The organism is Streptosporangium sp. DT93 (assembly GCF_049844535.1).
GTDB lineage: Bacteria > Actinomycetota > Actinomycetes > Streptosporangiales > Streptosporangiaceae > Streptosporangium.
This window is the reverse complement of sequence record NZ_JBNCLF010000019.1, coordinates 32896-56634: the sequence shown is the minus strand read 5'-3', so window position 1 is coordinate 56634 and position 23739 is coordinate 32896. Positions and strand designations below refer to the sequence as shown.

At 71.9% G+C, this 23739-nt stretch carries 18 protein-coding genes; 12 read left to right on the top strand and 6 right to left on the bottom strand.

Annotation, left to right across the window (positions count from 1 at the left end):
* Nucleotides 1–200: 200 nt before the first annotated feature.
* A complete protein-coding gene (locus tag ACLQ2R_RS31805; RefSeq protein WP_425964868.1) occupies nucleotides 201–1166 on the top strand; it encodes a D-alanyl-D-alanine carboxypeptidase family protein in 966 nt (321 codons plus the stop codon).
* Between the two features lie 16 nt (nucleotides 1167–1182).
* On the opposite strand, the gene ACLQ2R_RS31800 is transcribed toward ACLQ2R_RS31805, so the two are convergent.
* Nucleotides 1183–2211, bottom strand: a complete 1029-nt coding sequence (locus ACLQ2R_RS31800; protein ID WP_425964867.1) for a TrmH family RNA methyltransferase — start codon at nucleotides 2209–2211, stop codon at nucleotides 1183–1185.
* Entirely contained in the window at nucleotides 2204–2977 is a 774-nt protein-coding gene (locus ACLQ2R_RS31795; RefSeq protein ID WP_425964865.1) for a DUF4184 family protein, read from the bottom strand. Before ACLQ2R_RS31795 ends, ACLQ2R_RS31800 begins: the two co-directional genes overlap by 8 nt.
* 293 nt (nucleotides 2978–3270) lie before the next feature.
* Here ACLQ2R_RS31795 and ACLQ2R_RS31790 point away from each other — a divergent pair, with 293 nt between their 5' ends.
* The 10 genes from ACLQ2R_RS31790 (at nucleotide 3271) to ACLQ2R_RS31745 (ending at nucleotide 17636) form a co-directional block, all read left to right on the top strand.
* A complete protein-coding gene (locus ACLQ2R_RS31790) occupies nucleotides 3271–3900 on the top strand; it encodes a hypothetical protein (RefSeq protein WP_425964863.1) in 630 nt (209 codons plus the stop codon).
* 179 nt (nucleotides 3901–4079) lie between these two features.
* Entirely contained in the window at nucleotides 4080–5861 is a 1782-nt protein-coding gene (locus ACLQ2R_RS31785; RefSeq protein ID WP_425964861.1) for a substrate-binding and VWA domain-containing protein, read from the top strand.
* A 202-nt stretch (nucleotides 5862–6063) separates the two neighbouring features.
* Nucleotides 6064–8253 (top strand): sigma-70 family RNA polymerase sigma factor, encoded by a 2190-nt coding sequence (locus ACLQ2R_RS31780; protein WP_425964859.1) that lies wholly within the window; start codon nucleotides 6064–6066, stop codon nucleotides 8251–8253.
* Between the two features lie 153 nt (nucleotides 8254–8406).
* Nucleotides 8407–8778, top strand: a complete 372-nt coding sequence (locus tag ACLQ2R_RS31775; RefSeq protein ID WP_425964858.1) for a hypothetical protein — start codon at nucleotides 8407–8409, stop codon at nucleotides 8776–8778.
* 65 nt (nucleotides 8779–8843) lie between these two features.
* Nucleotides 8844–9902, top strand: coding sequence for a GNAT family N-acetyltransferase (locus ACLQ2R_RS31770; RefSeq protein WP_425964856.1), 1059 nt, complete (start codon nucleotides 8844–8846; stop codon nucleotides 9900–9902).
* A gap of 150 nt (nucleotides 9903–10052) precedes the next feature.
* Nucleotides 10053–10883, top strand: coding sequence for a glycosyltransferase family 2 protein (locus ACLQ2R_RS31765; protein WP_362797547.1), 831 nt, complete (start codon nucleotides 10053–10055; stop codon nucleotides 10881–10883).
* A 2-nt stretch (nucleotides 10884–10885) separates the two neighbouring features.
* Entirely contained in the window at nucleotides 10886–11833 is a 948-nt protein-coding gene (locus ACLQ2R_RS31760) for a glycosyltransferase family 2 protein (protein WP_425964853.1), read from the top strand.
* Nucleotides 11830–12633, top strand: coding sequence for a polysaccharide deacetylase family protein (locus ACLQ2R_RS31755; RefSeq protein ID WP_386241546.1), 804 nt, complete (start codon nucleotides 11830–11832; stop codon nucleotides 12631–12633). The genes ACLQ2R_RS31760 and ACLQ2R_RS31755 overlap by 4 nt, the downstream gene beginning before the upstream one ends.
* A gap of 359 nt (nucleotides 12634–12992) precedes the next feature.
* The gene (locus ACLQ2R_RS31750) at nucleotides 12993–16259 is read left to right on the top strand and encodes a hypothetical protein (protein ID WP_425964851.1); all 3267 of its coding nucleotides are present in this window, start codon (nucleotides 12993–12995) and stop codon (nucleotides 16257–16259) included.
* A 96-nt stretch (nucleotides 16260–16355) separates the two neighbouring features.
* Nucleotides 16356–17636: a DUF418 domain-containing protein gene (locus ACLQ2R_RS31745; protein WP_425964849.1), complete on the top strand. Its 1281-nt coding sequence runs from the start codon at nucleotides 16356–16358 to the stop codon at nucleotides 17634–17636.
* A 3-nt stretch (nucleotides 17637–17639) separates the two neighbouring features.
* Here ACLQ2R_RS31745 and ACLQ2R_RS31740 read toward each other — a convergent pair whose 3' ends face one another.
* From ACLQ2R_RS31740 to ACLQ2R_RS31730, 3 genes are all read right to left on the bottom strand, one after another.
* A complete protein-coding gene (locus tag ACLQ2R_RS31740) occupies nucleotides 17640–18032 on the bottom strand; it encodes a VOC family protein (RefSeq protein ID WP_425964847.1) in 393 nt (130 codons plus the stop codon).
* Between the two features lie 141 nt (nucleotides 18033–18173).
* Nucleotides 18174–19487: a GH39 family glycosyl hydrolase gene (locus ACLQ2R_RS31735; RefSeq protein ID WP_425964845.1), complete on the bottom strand. Its 1314-nt coding sequence runs from the start codon at nucleotides 19485–19487 to the stop codon at nucleotides 18174–18176.
* A 246-nt stretch (nucleotides 19488–19733) separates the two neighbouring features.
* Entirely contained in the window at nucleotides 19734–20759 is a 1026-nt protein-coding gene (locus tag ACLQ2R_RS31730) for a phosphotransferase family protein (protein ID WP_425964843.1), read from the bottom strand.
* A gap of 195 nt (nucleotides 20760–20954) precedes the next feature.
* Between ACLQ2R_RS31730 and ACLQ2R_RS31725 the strand changes: the two genes are divergently transcribed.
* On the top strand, nucleotides 20955–22079 hold the full coding sequence (locus ACLQ2R_RS31725; RefSeq protein ID WP_425964841.1) for a GNAT family N-acetyltransferase: 1125 nt from the start codon (nucleotides 20955–20957) through the stop codon (nucleotides 22077–22079).
* A 24-nt stretch (nucleotides 22080–22103) separates the two neighbouring features.
* Here ACLQ2R_RS31725 and ACLQ2R_RS31720 read toward each other — a convergent pair whose 3' ends face one another.
* Nucleotides 22104–23699, bottom strand: coding sequence for a PLP-dependent aminotransferase family protein (locus tag ACLQ2R_RS31720; RefSeq protein ID WP_425964839.1), 1596 nt, complete (start codon nucleotides 23697–23699; stop codon nucleotides 22104–22106).
* Nucleotides 23700–23739 lie beyond the last annotated feature (40 nt).

Below are 23739 nucleotides of genomic sequence, written 5' to 3'. Positions count from 1 at the left end.
GCGGTACTCCCGGAGCGAACCCGGTTCCGGCGAGCCCGCACGGCCGATCGGCCCGTCCACGACCCTGATCCGGCGGTACGCCCCGCAGCGAGCCCGGTTCCCCTTTTCCCCGGTTCGTCTTCCGTGGCGCCGATGTCAACTTTTAAGCCGAACCGATTGACCTTCCGCCCATGACGGGTCGCCTCTGCCACCATGTCCTCATGCATTACGGGGGAATTCGGTTCATCATCCGCGCCGCGCTGGTCACCACGGTCACCCTGGCCACGGCCTCTCCGGCCGTCGCCCTGACCTCGGCGTCCTCACCGGCCTCGGCGACCGGGGCGCCCGCCACGGCCCGCGTCGCCCCGTCGCTCGTCCCGCTCACGGGGGAGCGGCGCACCGACGCGCCGGTCGTGCCGGGACGGGCCGCGTACCTGTACGACCCGGTCACGGGAACGATCCACCTGAGCAAGGGGGCCGCCAGGCGGATGCCGGTGGCCAGCCTGACGAAGATCATGACGACGTACGTCGTGCTGAGGACGGCGAGGCTGGACGACGTCGTCACGATCCAGGCGGCCGACGTGCGGTACGCGAAGACGAACGGCGCGACGCACGCCTCCCTGCGCGCCGGGGAGCGCCTGACCGTCAGGGACCTGCTGTACGCGGTGATGCTGCCCTCCGGGGCGGACGCCTCCCACGCCCTGGCCCGCGTCTACGGTCCGGGCGACGCGAGGTTCGTCGCGAGGATGAACGTCACGGCCCGTTCCATGGGCCTGGCCGACACCCTCTACACCAATCCCGACGGCCTGCCGAAGCCCGCTCCGGGCCACTCCACCGCGCTGGACCAGGCCAAGCTGGCCGACATCGCGCTGCGCGACCCGGTGCTGCGGACGATCGCCTCCACCGGGCGGCACGTCGTGACCAAGTCCAGGCTCCACCGGGCGCACACCTGGACCAACTCCAACAAGCTGCTCGGCAAGGTGCCCGGGACCATCGGTCTCAAGACCGGCTACACCCGGGCCGCCGGGTACTGCCTGTCGTTCGCCGCAGACACCGGCGGCCGGCGGCTCGTGGGCGTGATCCTCGGCGAGACCAACGCCGACCGGCGCTTCTCGAGCGCGAAGCGGCTGCTGGAGTGGGCGGGCGAGCCGGCCCCGCCGGAGCCGTGGGAGCCCGCCGCGAGGTGACCGGGGGCCCGGCGGGTCAGCCCGGCTCTCCCGAGGGGTCCGCCGCCCCGGCCCGCATCAGGCCGTGGCAGGCGATGGCGGCGGCGGCCACCACGTTGAGGGAGTCGACACCGAGTCCCATCGCGGCCGGGCTCATCGGGATGCAGACGGCCTCGTCGGCCTCGCGCAGCCAGCGTGAGGACAGCCCGTCCCCCTCGGAGCCGAGCAGCAGCGCCACCCGGTCGGCCATGACGGCCCGGTCCAGGGGCGTGGCGGCCTGGTCGGGGGTGAGCGCCAGCGTCCGGAAACCCGCCCCGCGCAATTCGGCCAGGCCCGCGTGCCAGTCGGTCATCCGGGCGTACGGGATCGCGAAGACCGCGCCCATGGAGACCTTCACCGAGCGCCGGTAGAGAGGGTCGGCGCAGCGCGGCGAGAGGACGACGGCCTGGACGCCCAGCGCGGCGGCGCACCGGAAGATGGCGCCGACGTTGCCGTGGTCGACGAGGTCCTCCAGGACCAGGATGCGGCCGGGCGGCGCCGGGACGTCCCCCGCTCCTCTCTGACGGAACGAGCCGGACAGGCCGGATGAGCCGGGCAGGCCAGATGAGCCGGGCAGGCCAGATGAGCCGGGCAGGCCAGATGAGCCGGGCAAGCTGGAGGAGCCGGGCAAGCTGGAGGAGCCGGGCAGGCCAGGTGAGCCGGACAGGCCGGAGAGCACGTCGCGCACCTCCGGCAGCGGGAGGCGTTCCATCGCGGCCAGTGCCCCCCGATGGACCTGGAAGCCGGCGACGCCCTCCATCGTGGTGTCGTCGACGACGTGCACCCGGTCGCCGAGGAGGGCCAGCAGGTCGGCGAGGGGCTCGGCCCAGCGCGGGGTCAGCAGCACCGACCGGACGGGGTAGCCCGCCGCGACCGCGCGGCGGATGACCTTCTCCCCCTCGGCGACGAAGAGGCCGTGCTCGGCCTCCAGGCTCTTGCGCAGCTCGACGTCGCGCAGACCGGCGTAGTCGGCCAGGGGGTCGGCCGGACGGCCGGCCAGGTGGGGGCGGGTGGTGGGCTCAGGCACCCTCGAATACTGCCATGACGCGCCTGAGCTGCCATATCAACGCGTACACGAGCAGCATGGCCGAGCAGCCGACGACCACTCCCGCGCCGATCCGTGTCACGAGCTCGGCCCTGGTCCCCGAGGGGAAGGCGATCGTCCAGGCGAGCGCGCCCAGCAGGATCGACGCGGCGGTGGCCACCAGGACGGCCGCCCTCTCGCCCGCGGGCAGGATGAGCCGTTCGGGCACCGGCCGGGGCTCCATCGCGGCCAGCCCGCGCCAGGCCCACCAGACGACCAGCGCCAGGCCGACCACCGTGGAGGTGTACTGCAGCAGGCGGAAGACGGAGATCACGTCCCCCACCCGGCCGTCCAGCCAGGTCCAGCCCCACAGCGCCGCGCTGTAGGAGTGGGTGAAGGAGTCCCAGACCTTGTGGCTGAGCGCGCCCACGATGCCACCGGCGACCACGGCGGGCAGCCGGCGGATCCCGTACATGCCGGGGGTCAGCGCGGCGGCGCGCCCGGCGAGGCCCGGGGGCAGGAGCGCGGTCAGCGGGTCGCGGAGCAGCAGGTGGAAGACGGCGAGCAGCACGACCACGGCGAACGGGTCGATGGTGAGGACGCCCCTGATGGAGTGCCAGATCATGTAGTCGGGCAGGAACGGGAAGAAGATCGGCAGATCGGGCACCATGGCGCCCAGCGCGAGCGCCCAGGGGTCGAGCAGGCGGCGGACCCGTTCCGAGGAGATGAGCGGCAGCACCGCGGCGACGTGGCTGGGCGTGAACGGCACGGTTTCCCTCCGACGAGCTGCTGGCGGCCTCCGATCCCGTGACGCGGCGGCCCGACGAGGATATGACGCCGTCGCGACGAGGTCCGCGCTTCCCGGCGTCACGGCACCGCGCGACGTATACATTACCCACCGTAATCGTTCGTCACCCGCCGTCATCCGGTGCCGCCCCGCCGGCCGGCACCACCCGGCGCCCCCACCGTCGCCCGCGACAAGAACCGGGAAACCACCATGCCCGACCGCTCCACGTCTTCCGTCCGTCCCGAGGGACGGGCCCTTCACCCCGTGGGTGCCCGGTGACCGGGCGGACCCTGCCGGCGCCGCACGACGCCGGGTGGCTGCGCGATGCCCGCAGGGCACGCACCCTGTCCCTGGCCACCCTGGTCTGGCTCGGTGCCGAGAGCGTGCTCGGCATCGCCGCCGGGCTGGGCGCGCACTCGGTCGCCCTGATCGGCTGGGGTGTCACGGCCCTGGTCGAGGCGGCGGCCAGCCTGATCGTCGTCTGGCGCTTCACCGGGGCGAGGACCGCCTCGGCGCACGCCGAGGAGCGGGCCCGCAGGGCCGTGGCGATCAGCTTCTGGCTCCTGGCGCCGTACCTGGTGCTGCACGTGGCGCACGACCTGGACGCGGGCCACCGCGCCGTGCCGAGCACGCTGGGGATCGTGGTGACGGCGGCCAGCGTGGTCGGCATGCCGTTGCTGGGAACGGCCAAGCGGCGGCTGGGCGCCCGGCTGGGGTCGGCGGCGACCGTCGGCGAGGGCACCCAGAACCTGCTCTGCGCCGCGCTCGCGGCGGGGGTGCTCGCCGGGCTCGCGCTCAACCGCGCCGGATGGTGGTGGATCGATCCCGCCATGGCGGTCCTGCTCGCGGCGGTGGCGGCCCGGGAGGGACGGCGGGCGTGGCGCGGGGGCCATTGTTGCCACTGAGCTGGGGCGGCACGGACGGGACGTACGGTGCCGGAATCGGCACGTGAGGTGATCACAGCAGCAAAATGCGTGTTTTGCCACACTAACCGTTCCAAGTACAGTTCCGTGAATATTGCGGAGAACATCCCAGTAGGGTGGCCCCGCTCTGGCTCCATGACATCGACAGCTAAGAGGGCATCGTGGGCGGACGTCACCGGACGGATGAACTCGAGGACGGCTACACCCCCTACAAGGAGCCCGTGCCACGGCGCCGCCGCGGAGGGCGGGGCGCGGTCCTGGTCCCGCTGGCCGGCTCCGTCGCCCTGGCGGTGCTGCTCGGTGTGGCCGCGTTCGTGGTGATCAATCGTGACCGGGGGTGCTCGGACGACGCCCTGCCGCTGCGGGTGACCGCCGCCCCCGACATCCAGCCCGCCGTCTCCAGGATCGCCGAGCGGTTCACCAAGGCGGCCCACGAGATCGAGGGCCGGTGCGTCACGGTCGCGGTGACCAAGGGGCTCCCTTCCACGGTGGCCTCGGCGCTGGGCGGGGCGGGCGGCAAGGCCACCGCGATGGACCTGTGGATCCCCGACTCGGGACTGTGGGTGACGAACCTGCGCGCGAGGACCCCCGAGGTGCCCGAGGCGGGCCCGTCCGTCGCCCGCTCCCCCATCGTCATGGTGGCCTCCGGCTCGGTGGTGCCCGCCCTGCGCAAGAGTTTCGGCGAGGCGAGCTGGGGCGGCATGATCGCCGCCGCCAACGTGGCCAACGTGGACGGCCCCGGCCGCAAGGTCCGGGTGCTCGTGCCCGACCCCGCGCTCAACGCGTCCGGGCTCGGCGCGCTCCTGGCCGCCGCCGGCGTCGCCACGGCCTCGGGGGTGGGCGAGGAGCAGCTCGTCGGCGCGCTCAAGACCCTGTCGGGGTCCTCGACGGTCCGCGACCAGGGCGCGCTGCTGTCCAGCCTGGGCGTCAAGGGCAGCAAGGCCCCGCTGGGCATCGCCTCGGAACAGGGGGTCTGGGCGTTCAACAGGAACAGGAAGCCCGAGGTCCCGGCGGTGCCGCTCTACCCGTCGGAGGGGACCGTCGACCTCGACTACCCGGTGGTGATCACGACCGGGGACGCCGAGGTCCGCAAGGCGGCCGAGGCGTTCCAGAAGGAGCTGGCCGGCGAGCAGGCCCGCAGGACGTTCCAGGAGCTGGGCTTCCGCACCCCCGACGGCAAGGGGGCCAAGGCCGTCACCGGCTCCGGGGGCTTCCAGGCCGAGGCCCCGAAGGCGATCGAGGTGCCCGACGCCAAGACCGTCGCGAGGATGTCCCAGACCTGGTCCCGGATCAAGCTCGGCACCAGGCTCCTGACCCTGGTGGACGTCTCGGGGACCATGGCCCTGCCGGTGCCGGGCACCGGCCTCACCCGGATGCAGGCGATCACCAGGATCGCCGTCGAGGGCATGAGGCTCTTCCCGGTCAAGAGCGAGCTGGGCATGTGGGAGTTCTCCACCCATCTCAACGGCAGGGGCGTCGACTACGTCAAGACGGTCCCGGTCGGCCCGCTCACCGAGGAGCTGGACGGGGGCCTGCGCAGGGACGTGATCAACCAGAGGCTGGCGTCCACCCGGGCCAGGGCGACCGGCGACACCGGGCTCAACGACACCCTGGCCGCCGCCTACACGCAGATGACCAAGGAGTACCAGAGCGACAAGATCAACACTGTGGTGATCCTCACCGACGGCGCCGGCAACGACGACCCCGACGGCGGGATCGGCAACCAGCAGATCCTGAAGCGGCTGAAGGAGCAGTACGACCCCGAGAAGCCGGTCAGCGTGCTGATCATCGCCTTCGGCCCGGACGCCCCCAAGGGCAAGCGCCAGATGGACGCCCTCGCCAAGGCGACGGCGGGTGACGCGTACATCGCCAAGGACATCCTGGAGATCCGGAAGTTCTTCCTGGAGGGCATGAAGCGCCGGCTCTGCTCGCCCAACTGCTGACCCCCGCGCCTCACGGCCACCCGGTACGACAACTGTCACATCTGACCCAGTTGTTAGCAGTTTTCCCAGGTCATACCAGGTGGGCATGATATTGACGCATCCGGTCAACCGGTCGCGGGGAGGTCGCGTCCTACGCGTGTGGGGCCTGAACCGGGCAGGGGTGCCGCCCGGGAACGAGCCCGTCCCGCGGGGAGGAATATCCGTGCCCGGATGGCCGACCGTCGGCCGAACCGACGATCAACATCTCGTTGAGGCGCTGCGGCGTGCCGACACAACGGCGCCCGCGAGCCTCTACGACTCCTATGCCGAACGTCTCGCCGACTACGCCTTCTCACTGCTGGGTGACCGCGAGGCCGCCGCCGAGGCCGTGCACGACGCGCTGGTGGCCGCCCAGGGCAGGGTGGAGCGCCTGCGCGAGCCCGGCCGCCTGCGCGCCTGGCTGTACGCGCTCCTGAGGGTCCGCTGCGCGCCCGGCGCGCGGGCCCGCGGCGGACGGCAGGCGACGGCGGGCCCGCCCCCCGACGCGCACGACGACCCGGGCGAGCGGGAACTGGCCGCGCTGGTGCACGAGGCCATGGCCGAGCTGAGCCTGCAGGAGCGCGAGGTGCTGGAGCTCTCCCTGCGCCACGACCTCGGCACCGGCGAGGCCGGCGCGGTGCTCGGGCTGAGCTCGCGGCAGGTCGCGGCGCGGCTCGGCCGGGCCAGGGACCACCTGGAGAACGCCGCGGCCGCCGTGGTGCTCGCCAAGGTCGGCCGGGCGCACTGCCCCGACCTGTCGGCGATGGTGGACTGCTGGGAGGGGCCGCTCACCACCGTGCTGCGGCGGCGCCTCTCGGCCCACATCGGCCGCTGCGAGGTCTGCGTCGAGCGCAGGGACCGGCACGTCTCGGCGGGGCGGCTGCTGGACCTGGTACCGCTCGCCTACCCACCGCTCTCGCTGCGCCGCAGGGTGATCGAGACGTGTGTGAACCCGGAGCTGCGCGAGGCGCGCGCCGCCGTCCTCGCCGGGAGCGAGCACTTCGACCGGGCCGGCTTCCCGGTGGCGACCCCGCGGCGGGCCGGGGGCCGTCTCTGGGGCGGGCGCGGGGAATCGGGGACCTCCCGGGACCCCGCGGGTTCCGGGGACACCGCCAGGCCCGGGTCCCCCGGGGTCTCGGGCACCCGGCGGGGCCGCGAGGAGGGGCGCGGGGGTCACCGGCTCGGCGCGGGCACCCCGGCGACGGGCGTCCCGGCGACGGCCACCCCGGCCTCGGGCGTCCCCGCCTCGGGCGTCCCGGTCACTCAAGCGCGACGGCAAGGTCGCGCAGACCATGATCATCCGGCCTCGGGCGTCTCCGCCTCGGGCATCCCGGTCACGGGCGACCTCTTCGCGGGCACCCCCGTCGCCCCCGCCGCGCGGCCGTGGCCCGTCCCCCCGGACACGGAGATCTGGCACGCCGCTCCCGCCACGGAGACCTGGCACGCCGGGAACGATTCCGGGACCGACACCGGGACCGACGCCGACCTCGACGACCGGGCCGGCGCCTGGGCCGCCGGCGCCTGGCCCGACACCACCGCCGGGAGCGGCACCGCCCGCCGTTCGACGGGGTCCCCTCAGGCCGGAGGCAGGCGCGCGGCGCCTGCGCCGGTCCAGCGGCGCAGGCGCGGGCCGCGCAGGGGTCCGCTGCTGCTCGCCGCGGCCTGCGTGCTGGCGGCGGCCGGGGCGGTGGTCGTCCTGGGCGGGCAGAACCTGACCGGCGGACCGCCGCGGGACGTCCAGGCCGCGCCGGGGACGGCCGGGGCGCCGGGGTCGCGGCCCGCCCCGGTCGTGACGGGGCCCACCCCTGAGCCGGGGCCCGATCCGTCGGAGGCCGGGCGCCAGGACCCCGAGGAGCACGCAGACGACCGGGACGACCGGGAGCAGGACGACGCGCCGCTCCCCACCACGGGCCCGGGCACCCCGACCGCGGCCCCCCGTCCCTCGCGGGCGGCACCGGTCCGCAGGAGCACGGCGGCGCGGCCCCGTCCCAGCCGCACCGCCACCCGCCGCCCCGCGACCGGACGGCTGGCCGTCTCGTGCCCGGCCGACATCGGCCAGGGCGCCGGGCGGATCCGTCTGGCGGCGAGCGGCGCCACGGTCTCCTGGTCGGCGACCACCTCCGGCGGCCTGAACGCGCAGCCGTCCCGGGGGCGGCTTTCCGCCGGTACCGCTACAGTGATTTGGGTCACTGCCCGTGACCCCTCGCAGAGCGGTGCCGGACGGGTGGCGTTCAGGTCGGCCGGAGGCAACGCGGCCTGTGCCGTCACGTGGGAAAGCCCTGACCCCGAGGCCTCGGACCCTCCCGAGGACCCCGAGCCCGAGCCGATGCCGACCCCTTCGGCGGAGGCGGAGTCCGAGGTGGGCACGGACTGATTCCCGCACCTTCTTTTACCCAACGTCGAGACTTCTTCCAGGGATCCGGTAAACCATGGGCGGGTGCCGAGCGTCGGCATTGACGTCCATGCTGAGTGATTGGTCACATGAAGACGCGATCAGTCACGTCATCACCAACCTGGAGTCCGGAAGATGTCGATCAACCGCAGGGTGCTCACATGGGCGCTCACCTTGGCGTGCGTCACGGGAGCCGTGATCGCCTTAGCGGGCATCGACACCCCTTTACGTCTGGTTCTCACCCCTCTGTTCCTGTTGGTGGTTCCAGGCGCCGCGGTGGTAGGACTGTTGCGTGATCGTGACCCTCTTGAGGCACTATCAGTGGGAGCAGCCGCCAGCCTGGTGGTCAACGTTCTCCTGGCCGCTGCCATGCTTACCTTTGACGCATGGTCGCCCCGCGCCGGAGTTGCGACGATCGCGGTGCTCGGTGGCTTCATCTACGTACTACGCGTGTTGTATCGGGGGAGCGGGAGCTTGCAGACCGAACAGGGGGTCAGGTCACGGTGAACATCGTCGTCGTTCGCCCGGGGGACCTCGGAACGTCAGAGATCTCCCGCTGGCGGGAGTTGCAGGTGGCGGACCCCTCACTGGACAACCCCTTCCTCTCGGTGGAGTTCGCCCTGGCCATGGGGCGTCTGCGCGACTACGTCCGCGTCGCGGTCGTCCAGGACGGCGGCAAGATCGTGGGGTTCTTTCCCTATGAGCGCCACAACTTCGGGATCGGCAAGCCGCTCGGCGGTTTCCTGACCACCTGCCACGGCCTGATCTCCGTGCCGGGCCTCCAGCTCGACGTACGGGACCTGCTGCGCGCCTGCAAGCTCTCCGTCTTCGACTTCGACCACCTGGTCCCCGGCCAGCCGACGTTCGCCCCGTACGAGTCCGACGTGCGCCCCGCGCCCGTGATGGACCTCAGCGTGGGGTTCGAGACCTACATCGCCCAGGTCAAGGCCAACTCGCCGAAGAACCTCAAGACCGTCCGCTACAAGGAGCGCAAGCTCGGCCGCGAGCAGGGCGAGATCCGCTTCGAGTGGTACTCGGCCGACCCGGGCACGCTCCGCACGCTCACCAACTGGAAGTCCGACCAGTACCGGCGGACCGGACGGGTCGACCGCTTCGCCCAGCCGTGGATCGTCCAGCTTCTCGACGAGATGCACGCCGAGAGGTCGGAGAGCTTCGCGGGCGTCCTGACCATGGTCTACTCCGGCGACAGGCCCGTCGCCGGGCACTTCGGGCTGCGGACGGCCACCACCCTGGTGGGCTGGTTCCCGGCCTACGACACCGAGTTCGCCAGGTACTCGCCCGGTATCGTCCACCACCTGCACATGGCCGAGCACGCCGCCGCCTCGGGGCTGCGGCAGGTCGACATGGGCAAGGGCGGGCGGGAGTACAAGAGCTGGCTGAAGAGCGGCGACCTGTTCGTCGCCGAGGGCCGTGTCTCGCGTCCCTCCCCCGCCGCCGCGGTCCACTGGCTCGGCCGCGTCCCGGTCAACAAGGCTCGAACGATCGTCACCGATCGCCCGCAGTTGTACAGGATCGCCGACCGTGTGCTGAAGGGTTTCGGCCGAATGCGCTCCCCCGCGCAGAACCAATCCGGTACGCCGGTCGTCAAGGAACCATGGGGAGTGGGTTAGGCCGCTCCCGTCACCGCCTCACACCCGCCAGGACCCTCGCATGCATCCCTCATCGCATTCGCCGTTCCCGCCGATCGTCCCGATCGGCCGTGGCCACGGGTCCGTCCGCCAGTCATCTCTGACGACCGACCGCGAAGGACACTCGTCATCATGAGTCCCGAGATCACCAAGCACTACAACGGCAAGCCACCGCTCAGGGCCGTGCCTCCCATCGAACGCTTCACGCCCATCACCCCGCACATGGCGATCTCCCCGACCGTCAGCGTCGTCGTTCCGGCCATGAACGAGGCGGAGAACCTTCCGCACGTCTTCGCGACGCTGCCGCAGTGGATCGACGAGATCGTCCTGGTGGACGGCAACTCCAAGGACGACACCGTCGCGGTGGCCAGGAAGCTGCGTCCCAACGTCCGCGTGGTCCACCAGACCGGCAAGGGCAAGGGGGACGCGCTCTCGGCAGGTTTCGCCGCCTGCACCGGCGACATCATCGTGATGATCGACGCCGACGGCTCCACCGACGGCCGCGAGATCATCCAGTTCGTGGGCGCGCTGGTCACCGGCGCCGACTTCGTCAAGGGCTCGCGGTACGCGGCCGGAGGCGGCAGCGACGACCTGACCTTCACCCGCACGTTCGGCAACAAGGCGCTGACCACGCTGGTCAACAAGATGTACGGCACCAGCTACAGCGACCTGTGCTACGGCTACAACGCGTTCTGGGCCCGCCACCTGGACGTCCTCAACCTCGACTGCGACGGCTTCGAGATCGAGACCCTCATGAACATCCGGGCCTTCAAGGCCGGGCTCAAGGTGCACGAGGTCCCCAGCCACGAGCGCTGCCGCATCCACGGTGAGAGCAACCTGCACGCGGTGCGTGACGGCATCCGGGTGCTCAAGACCATCATCCGGGAGTGGCGCAGCAGCCCCGCCCCCGTCGTGCACGAACCGGCCGCCGCCACCAGGGCCGCCGACCAGGGTGCCGCGTAATCATGAGAACCAGTGTCGTCATCTGCGTCTACACCGAGGATCGCTGGGAGGACATCCGCCAGGCCGTCGAGTCCGTCGAGAACCAGACCCGAAGGCCGCACGAGATCATCCTCGTTGTCGACTACAACCCGGAGCTCCACCTTCGGCTGAAGAAGGAGTACCCCGGCGCGATCGTGGTGGTGAACGCTCAGGAGAAGGGTCTGTCCGGTGGCAAGAACACCGGTGCGCAGATCGCCTCCGGCGACATCGTGGCGTACCTGGACGACGACGCCATAGCGGAACCCGGCTGGCTGGAAGCGCTGGAGGAGGGCTTCCAGGACCCGACCATCGTGGGGGTGGGCGGGCTGACCAGGCCGCTGTGGGGCACCGGGCACCGGCCCGGCTGGTACCCGCACGAGTTCGACTGGACCGTGGGCTGCAGCTATCGCGGCATGCCCACGGAGCGGGCGCGGATCCGCAACGTGATGGGCGGGAACGCGGCCTTCCGCAGGGAGCCGATCGGCGCGGTCGGCGGGTTCCACACCGGTATCGGGCGCAGCGTGCAGGGGCGCAAGCCTCGCCCGCTGGGTTGTGAGGAGACCGAGTTCTGCATCCGGCTCTCGCAGCGGATGCCGGGCTCGGGGATGCTGTTCGAGCCCGCCGCGGTGATCGGCCACAAGGTGCCCGCCGCGCGGGCCACGTTCGGCTACTTCCGCTCGCGCTGCTACGCCGAGGGCCTGTCCAAGGCGCTGGTCACGCAGAGCGTGGGGGCCGGGGACGGGCTGGCGAGCGAGCGGGCGCACGCGCTGAAGGCGCTGCCGCTGGGCGCGCTGCGCGGCGTCGGCGAGGCCCTGCGGGGAGACGTGTCCGGCCTGGGCAGGGCCGGCGCGATCGTCGTCGGTCTCACCTGGACCACCTGGGGTTACGTTGTCGGTTCCCTTCGGCTGAAGAAGAAACGGGTACGTGCATGATCCGTGTACCGATCCTGATGTACCACTCGATCTCGGACCGGCCCAACGCCGAGACGAAGCCGCTGTCGGTACGGCCCTCGGTCTTCGCCGACCAGCTGGCCTACCTCAAGGAGAAGCGCTTCACGCCGCTGACCGTGGCCGACCTGGTCGCCTCGCTGCACAAGAACAACGGCCGCGCCCTGCCGGAGCGGCCGGTCGTCGTGACCTTCGACGACGGGTACGCCGACTTCCACAGCGAGGCGCTGCCCCTGCTCGAACGGTACGACTTCCCCGCCACGGTCTTCCTGACCAGCGGATGGGTCCGCGACGCGGGCAAGGAGGCGGCGGGCAGGCCCCTGGACACCATGCTGTCGTGGAGCCAGGCCCGTGAGGCCGCCTCCTGCGGGGTGGAGATCGGCGGCCACAGCCACAGCCACCCCCAGCTCGACCAGCTGCCCGAGGACGAGCTCCGCCAGGAGCTGCGCCGCAACAAGGCGCTGCTGGAGGACAAGATCGGTTCCCTGGTCTCGACGATGGCCTACCCGTACGGCTACTCCAGCGTGCGCGTGCGGCGCGAGGTCAGGCGCGCCGGGTACTGGGCCGCCTGCGCGGTGAGCAACGCCATCGCCGCCGACCGGCACGACGTGCTCGCGCTGCCGCGCCTGACGGTGGCCGAGGGCACGACGATGGGGATGTTCAGCCGCGCGGTCGAGGGCAACCAGGTTCCCCTGATCTACATGCGCGAGCGGATCCTGACGAAGGGGTACGCCGTCGTCAGGCGTACCCGGTACGGCCTGCGCCGGGTACGCGGCCAGGTGTGAGACCGGACGTCCCGGGAGCGCGTGATCTCCGGGACGGCCGGTGGAACCGGTGTCCGCCCGGGGTACGCCGGGGCGGTCCTCTCCGGCGGCCGTGCCCTTTCCACGGGGTGTGAACGGTGGGACGGGTGCCGTCGGGTGGGAATCCTGGTCGTGGTTTTGCCGTTCAAGGATCTACGCAAAACACCCAAACATGACGAAACTTCTCTCTCGTTCGTCGCACCACGGTCCGCGTAGCCGCCATGATGTTAGACGTGAGGCAACGGGCAGGTAATGACGTGACGACGCCGAAGGCGGCGGAAGCCGCCGAGATCGGGAAGACCGGTCCCACCCCTCCCGTGCCTTCGGACGGAGCGCGCGCCGTGGCCGGCGACGAGCCCGGCGCGGCGTCCCCCGACACGCCCGAGGGCGCCCCCGGGCCCGGGGATCCCGACGAGCGGGGGTCCGGCGAGCGGGGGTCCAGCGAGTCCGACGAGCGGGGGTCCGGCGAGCAGGAGCCCGGCGAGCCGGGATCCGCCGATCGGGAGCCCGAGGAGCGGGAACCCGATGCCCGGGGGGCCGATGAACGTCGCCCCGGCGATCGGGAGCCTGGCGAGCCGGAATCCGATGATCCCGGAACCGGCGGTGACACCTCCGGCGACCGGGATGGCCTGGAGGACCGGGACGACGACACGCGGGACGACCAGGACAACCGGGACGACCAGAACGAGGACGCGCGGGACGACCAGGACGACGGCGCGCGGGACGACCCCGAGTACGACCCCGACGTCACCGCCGTCATCCGCCTCCCCCTGCGTCCGCTCCCCCCGCCCGGGACCACCGACGACGAGGACGCGCCCGGAGACGAGGACCTCCCCGACGGCGAGAACGTGCCTGACGACGAGGAAACGCCCGAAGACGAGGGCGTCCCCGAGGATGACGACGCGGAGGCCGAGGACAGGAGCGACATCACCGCGGAGTTCCGCCTCCCCGTCGCCCCGCTGCGTCCCGGCCGGGCTCCCGCCGGACGTCCCACGCCCGGAGCCCAGGAGGAACACTCCCCGGCATCCCTCGACCCCGACGACCTCGGCGACCCCCGCGAGTCCCTCGACTCCGATTCCAGCGAATCCCCCGACTCCGACTCCCACGAGTCCCCCGACTCCGACTCCGACTCCCGCGAGTCTCCTGACGTCGATTTCCACGAGTCCCTGGACTTCGACGAGCCCTCCGGCTCCGACGAGCGCTCCGACGACCGCTCCGGCTCCCGTGAGTTCCCCGGCTCCGACGAGTCCTCCGGATCCCACGAGTCCTCCGGACTTCACGGGTCCCCGGCGTTCCCGGTCTCCCCCGAGCACCCCGAGCACCCCGAGCACCCCGGCCCGGAGACGGTCCCGGCCGTCGTACGCGCCCCGGTGGCCGAGCACGCGGTCACACCTCACGCCCCCTACCCGGGCCCGGCGGCGCCTCCCGGAGGCGGGAGCCGGGACGCCACGCCCGCGGCCGAGCCGTCCCGCGCGGCGAACCTGGTGCGGACGGCCATGGTGTGGCTGCCGCCCCTGCTCACCGTCGAGGGCCTCGTCATGTACGTGCTGGCCCTGCGCGTGGCGCCGGGTCCGCTCTGGGGCGTCGACCTGAACAAGATCGACGGTGTGGGCCTGATCTCGGCCATGCCGCCGACCGCGTTCGCGGCGATCCTGCTGATGGTCGTGGCGTTCTTCGTCACGATCGGGCAGAACACCGACCGGAAGTTCCTGCTGCTCTTCCAGATCGCGGCGATCACCTTCGCCCTGCACGGGGGCGCGGCCCTCATCGAGGACGAGGCCAGGTTCCACACGGCCTACGTGCACGCCGGTTTCGTGGAGTACATCAACCGCACCGGCGAGTCCTCGGCGATCCTCGACGCCCGCCTGGCGTGGCCGGGGTTCTTCGCGCTGGTGGCGTTCGTCACCAAGGCCGCGGGGGTCACTGACCTGACGACGATCATGCGATGGACACCGCTGCTGTCGAACCTGCTCTACCTGCTGCCGTTCGTGCTGATCCTGCGCCAGGTGGTCGCCACCACCAGGGCCCGCTGGTTCGCCGCCCTGCTGTTCGTCATCGTCCAGTGGATCGGCCAGGACTACTTCTCCTCGCAGGGCTTCACGTACGCGATCTACCTGGCCTTCGTGGCGATCGTGCTGCGCTGGTTCGGCAAGGTCGAGCCGCGTACCAAGCCGATGCCCGTCAAGGGGCCCGTCCGGCGGTTGCTGGCCCGGCTGGACGGACTGACACCCGGGGAACTGCCCCACTCGACCGGCGTCTACGACCGGACCATCATGCTGATCGTGCTGATCGGCCTGTTCGCGACGGCCACCGCCTCGCACCAGATCACGCCGTTCATGATGCTCGGCGCGCTGACCGGCCTGATCCTGCTCCGGCGCTCCTCGCTGAGCTGGGGGCTGCCGTTCTTCCTGGGCCTGATGGTCCTGGCCTGGATCAGCTACCAGACGGTCACCTTCTGGAGCGGTCACATCGACCAGCTCTTCGGCGGTCTGGGCAGGATCCTGGAGAACCTGCAGAGCAACACCGGTGACCGGATCGACGGCAGCGACCCCAAGCACGCCATCGTCCTGATGGCCCGTCTCGGCATCTGCGGCGTGATCCTGACCCTGGCCGCCGCCGGGCTGTTCCGGCGGCTGCGGCGCGGTGTCGGCGACCGCGCGGCCCTGCTCCTGCTGTGCGTCCCGGTGCTGGCGCTCGGCCTGCAGAACTACGGCGGCGAGATCGGCCTGCGGATCTACCTGTTCGCGCTCCCCGGCGCCTGCATCCTGGCCGCGTACGCGTTCTTCCCGAACCTTCCCGCGGGCACCGAGGACGCGCCCGAGGAGACGGTGCCGATCCGCAGGCGCAACATCCGGTTCAACCCGGAGCTGACGCGCCGGATCTCGCTGCTGCTGGCCGCCGGGTGCGCGATGGCGCTGGCCATGGTCTTCCTGGTCGCGCGCTACGGCAACGAGCAGTTCGAGAGGGTCTCGGCCAGCGAGGTCGCGGCGATGCACTACGTCTACGACCACGACGAGCCCAGTGCCCGCGTCCTCTACCTGGTCCCGGTGGTCGGCCAGGAGATCACTCCGAGCATCCCGTGGGGCGAGCGCGACTTCGACAAGATCGCCTACCGGGAGGTGCTGGTGGACAAGAACCCCGCCCAGCTCACCTCGGTGATCAACGAACTTCGCACCTCACCGCCGAACACCTACCTGGTGGCCACCCGCGGCCAGGCCGGTTACCTCCAGCTCAACCACGGGTTCCCGACGGACTGGGCCCCGCGCTTCCGTGCCGCGCTGGACGCCGACAAGAACCTCAAACGGGTCTTCAACGGCGAGGACGCGGCCGTCTACACGCTGCGGTCCTTCCCCGAGGGCACCGAGATCCCCGACCGCGCGGTACCGCCCGGCGGCAACGACCCGACCTCTCCGTGGACGCCGGTCGGCCTGGCGGCGCTGGGGGTGACGTGGATCGCGCTCTTCGCCTACGAGGTGTTCCTGCTGCGCGGCCGTGGCCGGACGAGCAGGACCAGGAGGCGCATCCTGTTCGTCGCGATACCCGCCTTCGTGCTGGCGGTGGCCGTGATCGCCGAACGCTTCGTGGTCATCGGCTACCACCTCCAATAAAGAACAAAGTCCTCCGGCGCCCGGCCGCACCGGGCCATACTTGGCACCGTTTCACAGGGGGACTCGCGTCCCGGAACCGCTCGAAGGACGAACCAGATGCTCGCAGGGGAACCCCGTGGCGGCGGGGCGGGGGCCACGGCGCGGGTCTCGGGACGGCGGATCGACGCGGTCGACGCGCTCCGCGGCTTCGCGTTGTTCGGCATCGTGGTGGTCAACATCACCTACCTGGCCTCGGGGTACCGGATGGCGGGGCTGGCCGCGCCGACGTTCTCCGCGCCGCTGGACTGGGGGACGCGCTGGGTCGTCTCGGTGTTCTTCGAGAACAAGTTCTATCTGCTGTTCGCGTTCCTGTTCGGCTACAGCTTCACCCTCCAGATCGACTCGGCCCACCGGGCGGCGACGGCGTTCGTCCCCCGGTTCCTGCGCCGCCTGGGAGGGCTTCTCCTGCTCGGCGTCGTCCACGGCGTCCTGCTGTTCCCCGGTGACATCCTGGCCACGTACGCGGTGATGGGGCTGGTCCTGCTGGTGGTGCGGCGGATCACCCCGCGCGCCGCGATGATCGCCGCGGTGGCGCTGACGGTCGCGCTCGCCGCGGGCGTGCTGCTGCTGGCCGGGCTGGCGGTGCTGGGCGCGGACGCCTCGAAGGCGGTCACGGAGAACGCCGCCGAGGCGGCCCTGTCCGACCGGGCCCTGCACGGCTCCGCATCCATGATCATCGGTGAGCACGTGCACCGGCTCGCCAAGATCCTGCTGCTGCGGGTCTTCTTCCAGGGGCCCACGGTGCTCGCCGCCTGCCTGGTCGGGATGGCCCTGGGCAAGCTGAGGCTGCTCTCCGACCTGTCCGGGTACACGGCCACGCTGCGGCGGCTGCAGTGGGTGGGCTTCACCGCCGGGTTCGCCGGGGCGCTGGTCTACGCGCACTCCACCTGGTCGGGGGGTGGGCACGCGTACCACCTGCTGGGGCAGTCGGTGAACCTGGTCACCGCGCCGCTGCTGGCCGCGGCCTACGCCGCCACCCTCCTGCGGCTGCTCCCGGCGAGGCCGGGACTGACCGGTCTGCTCGCGCCTCCCGGCAGGCTCGCGCTGACCAACTACCTGGGGCAGTCGCTGATCGGTTCACTGATCTTCACCGGTTACGGGCTGAGCCTGGTGGACATGCTCGGCCCGTTCCCGGCGGTGTCGATCGGCGTCGGCGTCTTCGTCGTCCAGGCGGCCTGGAGCCGGCGGTGGTCGCGGCGGCACCGGTACGGGCCGGTGGAGTGGCTGCTGCGCTGGTTCACCAACTGGCAGCGGCCCTCCCGCTCCCCGGCCGCCACGGCCGCCACGGTCGCCCCCGGGCCGCCCCGCGCCCCGGACGACGGCCGGGAGAGCGGATGAGGCTCAGGCGGGACCCAGCAGGTCCCAGCGGTTGCCGGCGATGTCCGTGAAGACCGCGATCCGCCCGTAGGGCTCGGTACGCGGCACGGTCACGAACGCGACCCCGGCCGCCGTCATCCGCGCGTGGGCCGCGTCGAAGTCGTCCACCCGCAGGAAGAAGCCCACCCGGCCGGCGATCTGGTTCCCGACCACGGCTGCCTGGTGGGCGCCGTCCGCGCGGGCGAGCAGGATTCCGGTCTCCCCGCCGGGCGGGCGGACGACGACCCAGCGCTTCGGGCGGCCGTCGTTCGTCAGCGAGGGTGAGTCCTCGTCGAGATCGAATCCCAGGGCGTCGACGAAGAACGCGATGGCCGGGTCGTAGTCCTCCACGACGATCGTGACCAGGTCGATTCTCATCTTCATGATCGTAGTATCCGGCGGACGCCGACACCCGGCCCCGGCCAAGCCGCCGTCAGGCCGTCCCCGACCCCTGCCACGCCGTCGCCGGGCCCTCCTCGGGCCGCGCCCGGCCACCGCCGGGCCGTCGCCGGGCCACCGTCAAGCCACGGCGCGCTCGCTCCACCTGACCTCGTACGGCTTGAGCTGGAACTGCTTGCCGTCCACGACGGTGGTCACGGCCGCGTCGGTGGTGTTGACCATCAGGAGCTGGCGTTCCTGGGCCAGGACGCGCACCTTCGGGTCGGAGGAGACGACCGTCTCCAGCGCGACCCCGAGCGGGAACCACTTGACGAAGCCGCTCATGACGCCCGCCATGGGCAGTTCGGCACCGGTGTCGGGATGCCAGAGGCAGCCCTCGCAGGGCCGGTTCCCGCCGGTGGCCTTGCGCTGGGGGTTCCAGTAGAGGGAGGTGGTGACGCCGCTGGTGGCGAACTCCATCATCGCGGCCGTCTGGACGGCGATCCGCCGCTCCTCGGTCCAGTCCCTGCTGTTGGGCTCGACGTACCACTCGGCCCACCAGACCGGCAGGTCGCCGCTTCTCTGCCGCAGCCAGGTGGTGAGGGCGCCGAACTTGCCGAGGGCGGTGAACTCGTCGGGGTAGGCCCCGGCGTCCTTGGTGACCGAGGCACCGTCCACCACGATGAAGTCGGCGCCCTTCTTGTTCTTGATCCAGTAGTCGACCGCTTCCAGGTCCCGCTGGTCGATGCTGCCCCAGGGCCCCTGGAGCTCGGCTCCGTCGACGGCGGCGCTGCTGCTGCCGACCGACACGTACGGCCCGCCGACCTTGATGTTCTCGTCGACGCCCTTCAGCGCGGTGTAGACCTTGTTGTAGAAGTCGGTGTAGCCCTCGATGTCCCACCGGTTCTGGGTCACGTTCCAGAAGCCCTTGAGCTCGTTCCACACCATGAAGTGCTTGACCGTGGGGTATCGCCTGGCCACGGTCGCGGCCAGCTCGGCGTAGTCGTCGAAGTGCTCGCGCCGGGGCGCGGTCTCCAGCTGCGACCAGTCGGTCCGGCCCTCGGTGCCGCCCTTCATCCAGTCGGGCGAGCAGCAGAGCGTGATGATCGGGAGAGCCTGGGACCCGGCCATGAACGTGATGCGGCGGTCGAGGTCGCGGAAGTCGTTCCTGCCCGGCGCGGGCTCGGGGTTTCCGGCGCCCCAGCCCATGATGTGCTGGTTCTGCAGCATCGGGACCCGGCTGAGGATGTGCGAGGCCGTCTCGGCGACCTGGCCGTCCTCGTTGTCGGCGCTGAACTCCGTGTGGGTGATCCCCCAGCGCGGCCACTGCTCGACGGAGGGGGGCTGCTCCAGCGTGGGGGCCGCCTGCGGCGGAGGGATGGTCATCCTCTGGCCCCGGGGGACGTCCGGCCTGACGGCCAGGGTGATGATGGTCACCACGAGCGCCACCGTCACGACCAACGCTCCCAGCGCGACCGGCCACGCCGGGCGCCGTCGCTGGTGCCGTCCGTTAGTCGGTATCACCGGTTCCTCGATCCTCGCAGCTCAACGAATGTAGCGTTCCACGACGGCGGCGGGCGCGGCGGCGCCCCGGAACGGTTCACAGGTAAGCGTTACCGGCCGCCTGGCCAGCGTATCCGGACTGCTTGCACGACACTTGAAACTTCTACGGTAGGTGCTCGCGCGTCGTGGAACGGCCGGTCAGCCCTCCAGGACCCGGAGCGCCCGGTCGAGAAGGGTCGGGACGGCGGCGCCGATGTTCTCGAACCCCTCCCCCACGGTCTTGCCCTGCCTGAACCTGGCGTGAATGCCCTCCACGATGACCGCGAGCTTGTAGTTGCCGAAGGCGACGTAGAAGTCCAGGTCGGTCAGGTCGGCCCCGGAGACCCGGGCGTAGTGCTCGGCGAACTCGCGGGCGGTGAGGAACCCGGGCGCCACGGTCACGTCCCCCGCGACCGGGATCGAGCCCCGCTCCTCGTCCCCGGCGTCGTGCCAGTAGGTGAGGGTGAGGCCGAGGTCGGCCAGGGGGTCGCCGAGCGTGGACATCTCCCAGTCCACGACGGCGAGGATCTCCGGTTCCGGGGAGAGCCGCACGAGCGTGTTGTCGAGCCGGTAGTCACCGTGGACCAGCGTGGAGGCGGAGTGCGCGGGCAGCCGCTCGCGCAGGCGGGCCACCAGGCGGTCGTACGCGGGTGACTCGGCGGTCCTCGACCGTTCCCACTGCTGCCCCCAGCGCTCCAGCTGGCGGGCCATGTACCCCTCGGGCCGGCCGAACCCGGCCAGGCCGGCCCGCTCGTAGTCGATCGCGTGGATCTCGGCGAGCACCTCGGCGAGGTGCTCGGAAAGCCGCCGGGCCTGCTCGGGGCCGAGCTCCCCGGCGTCCTCGCGGTCCCGTACGGCCGCGCCGTCCACGTACGCCATCAGGTAGAACGGCGCGCCGATCACGTCGGGGTCGTCGCAGAACGCGACCGGCTCGGGCACCGGGACCGCGGTCGGCGCGAGCGCCGAGATCACCCGCCACTCCCGCCTCATGTCGTGGGCGGTGGGCAGCACGTGCCCCAGCGGCGGGCGGCGGAGCACCAGGCGGCGGTGGGGGGTCTCGACGACGTAGGTCAGGTTCGACCTGCCGCCCGCGATCAGGGAGATCCCGGTGGGCTCTCCCGCGTCGGGGACGTCGGCGGCCATCCACTCGACGAGACGGGACCGGTCGATGCCAGGGGTGCTCATGGCCACCAATTAGAACGCCACTCGGGGAGAGCGCGCCAGCCGGGCACGCACAATAAGATCCCGAACCGTTGCAGCCCCTACGGAACCGCGCTCGCTTCCGTCCTTTATCGTTACATTACGTGTCTACCCGCATGCTTGGGCTTACGGCATCCTTCAGGGTGGCGTAGGGGAACCCGCACACCCCAGTAGGAGCTCATGCGCGTCACCATCGTTCAGCCCCGTGATCTCGGACCGGCCGACCTCGATCGCTGGCGGGCCCTGCAGGGGGCCGACCCGGCCTTCGACAGCCCGTTCCTGTCGCCCGAGTTCACCGTCACCGTCGGCGCCCTGCAGGAGCGCGTCCGGGTGGCGGTACTGCACGACGGGCCGGACACGGTGGGGTTCTTCCCCTTCGAACGCCACCCGATGGGCATCGGCATGCCGGTGGCCGCGGGCCTGACCGACGCGCAGGGCCTGATCCACTCCAAGGACGTGGAGATCGACCCGCAACGGCTGATCAAGGCGTGCGGCCTGGCCGTCTTCGAGTTCGACCACCTGATCGCCGGGCAGCCGCTGCTGCTGGCGGGGCACGAGCGGCACCCGTCGCCGATCATCGACCTGCGCGACGGCTTCGCCTCCTACATCGAGACGATCAAGATGCGCTCCGGCAAGACGTACCGCTCGACGGCCTACAAGAGCCGCAAGCTCCAGCGCGACGTCGGTGAGATCCGGCACGACTACGCCATCGGCGACCTGGCGCCGCTGCGCACCCTGCTCGGCTGGAAGACCGAGCAGTACCGCCGCACCGGCCGCAGTGACCGGTTCGCCAGGCCGTGGATCGTGGAGCTGGTCGAGCGGCTGCTCGCCACCGACACCGAGCACTTCGGCGGCGTCCTGGACATGCTGTACGTGGACGGCAAGCCGGTCGCCGGGCACTTCGGGCTGCGCACCGCCACCACGCTGGCCGGGTGGTTCCCCGCCTACGACACCGCCTTCGCGAAGTACTCCCCCGGCCTGATCCACCATCTGGCCATGGCCGAGAGGGCCGCCGAGGCCGGCATCCGGGTCATCGACATGGGCCGCGGCGAGAAGGAGTACAAGGAGAAGCTCAAGAACGGCGAGTACGAGGTCGCCGAGGGCCGCGTCGCCCGGGTGAGCGCCGGTGCCGGGGTCCACTGGATGCTTCGGGTGCCGGTGCGCAAGGCGCGCGGCACGGTCCTGGCGAACCCGCTGCTGCGCACGACCGCCGACCGCGCCCTGAAGACCTACGGCCGGTTGCGCACGTCGCTGCAGGCCCGGCCGCGCCCGTCGAAGGCCGGGAACGTTCCTTCCCGATCCTGACGGCCCACCGGGACGCGGGACCGCTCATCCCGTGCCCGGCGTGAGCCCGGCGAGGTCCGCGACCAGCGACAGGCCGCGCCTGATGTTCGCCGGCGGTTCCGCTCCGTAGCCGACGACCAGGCCGTACCGCAGCGGCGTCCCGTGGTAGTGGCGGTCCAGCGAGTCCAGCAGCACGCCGTGGCCGGCGGCGGCCTCGACCAGGGGCCCGACCATGCCCTCGGGCAGTTCCACCAGCACGTGCAGGCCCGCCGTCTCGCCGATCAGCCCCGGGCCGAGGACGTCGACGACCGCGGCGCGGCGGCGCGCGTACTCCAGGCGCATCCGGCGCAGGTGCCGGTTCAGGTCCCCCCGCTCCAGGAGCGTCGTCATCGCCTGCTGGGCCGGGCCGCCCGTCCGGTCGGCGAGGGCGTCCCGGGTGACGGCGACGGCCTCGACGAACTCCGGTGAGGCGACGAGCCAGCCGATGCCGACGTCGGGGGTCAGCGCCTTGCTCAGGCTGCCCAGCAGCACCACCCGCCCGGGGTCGAGACCGTAGAGGGCCGGGAGCGGGGCGACGTCGTAGCGGAACTCGGCGTCGTAGTCGTCCTCCACCACGACGGCGCCGCTGCGGCGGGCCCAGGCCAGCAGCCGCTCCCTGCGCGCGACGGGAAGACGGCCGCCGAGCGGGTACTGGTGGGCCGGGGTGGTGTAGAGCACGCGCAGGTCGTCGGGGAGGGCGTCCACGACGACGCCGTCCTCGTCGACCGGGCAGGGCACCACCTCCGCGCCCCGGCCGGCGAAGACGTTGCGGGCGACGCGGTAGCCGGGCTCCTCGACACCGGCCCGGTCCCCGGGCCGCAGCAGGGTGGCGGCGACCAGGTCGAGCCCGTTGCCGGTGCCCCGGGTGACCAGGACGTTCTCCGGCCCGACCGGGATCGCCCTGGTCCTGCGGAGGTGCTCGGCCAGGACCGCGCGGAGCCGGGGCAGGCCGCGGTGGTCGGGATCGCTCGCCGGGGGCAGGTCGGCCGCCCGGCGCCAGGCCCGGCGCCAGGCGGCCCGGTCGTAGTCGTGGACCCACGGCCTGCCGGGACGCAGGTCGATCACGTGCTCCCCGCCCGCTCCGGGCGCGGTCTCCCGCCCGAGGGGACCGCCAGGACGCCCCCTCCCGGGACGCACCGCCGTCCCCGCACCGTCCTGGCGGGTGCCGTCCTGGCGGGTGCCGTCCTGGCGGGAATCGGACGGGAACCCCGTCCCCGAAGACCCCGCGCCCTCCGGGAACCACGACGAGGCCGAGAACCCTGCGGACCCCTCGGCCCCCGAAACACCCGAAACACCCGGGAACCCCGCGGACTCCGGGAATCCCGGGGACCCCGGGGCCACGGTCACGTCGGCCACGTAGGTGCCCGAGCCGTGCCGCCCCTCCAGCCAGCCCTCGGCGTAGAGCTGCTGGTAGGCCTCGGTGACGACGGTGCGGCTGACCGCGAGCTGGCGGGCGAGGGCGCGGCTGGAGGGCAGACGCTCGCCGGAGGCGAGGGCGCCGCCGCGCATGGCGGCCCGGAGGCTGTCACCGAGCTGGACGGTGAGGGACGTACCGGACCCGCGGTCCAGGGTCAGGGGCAGATCGACGGCGGGACGCGGCAAAGTGGTCTCCTGTAAGCACGCGAAAATGGACGTGTTCTCG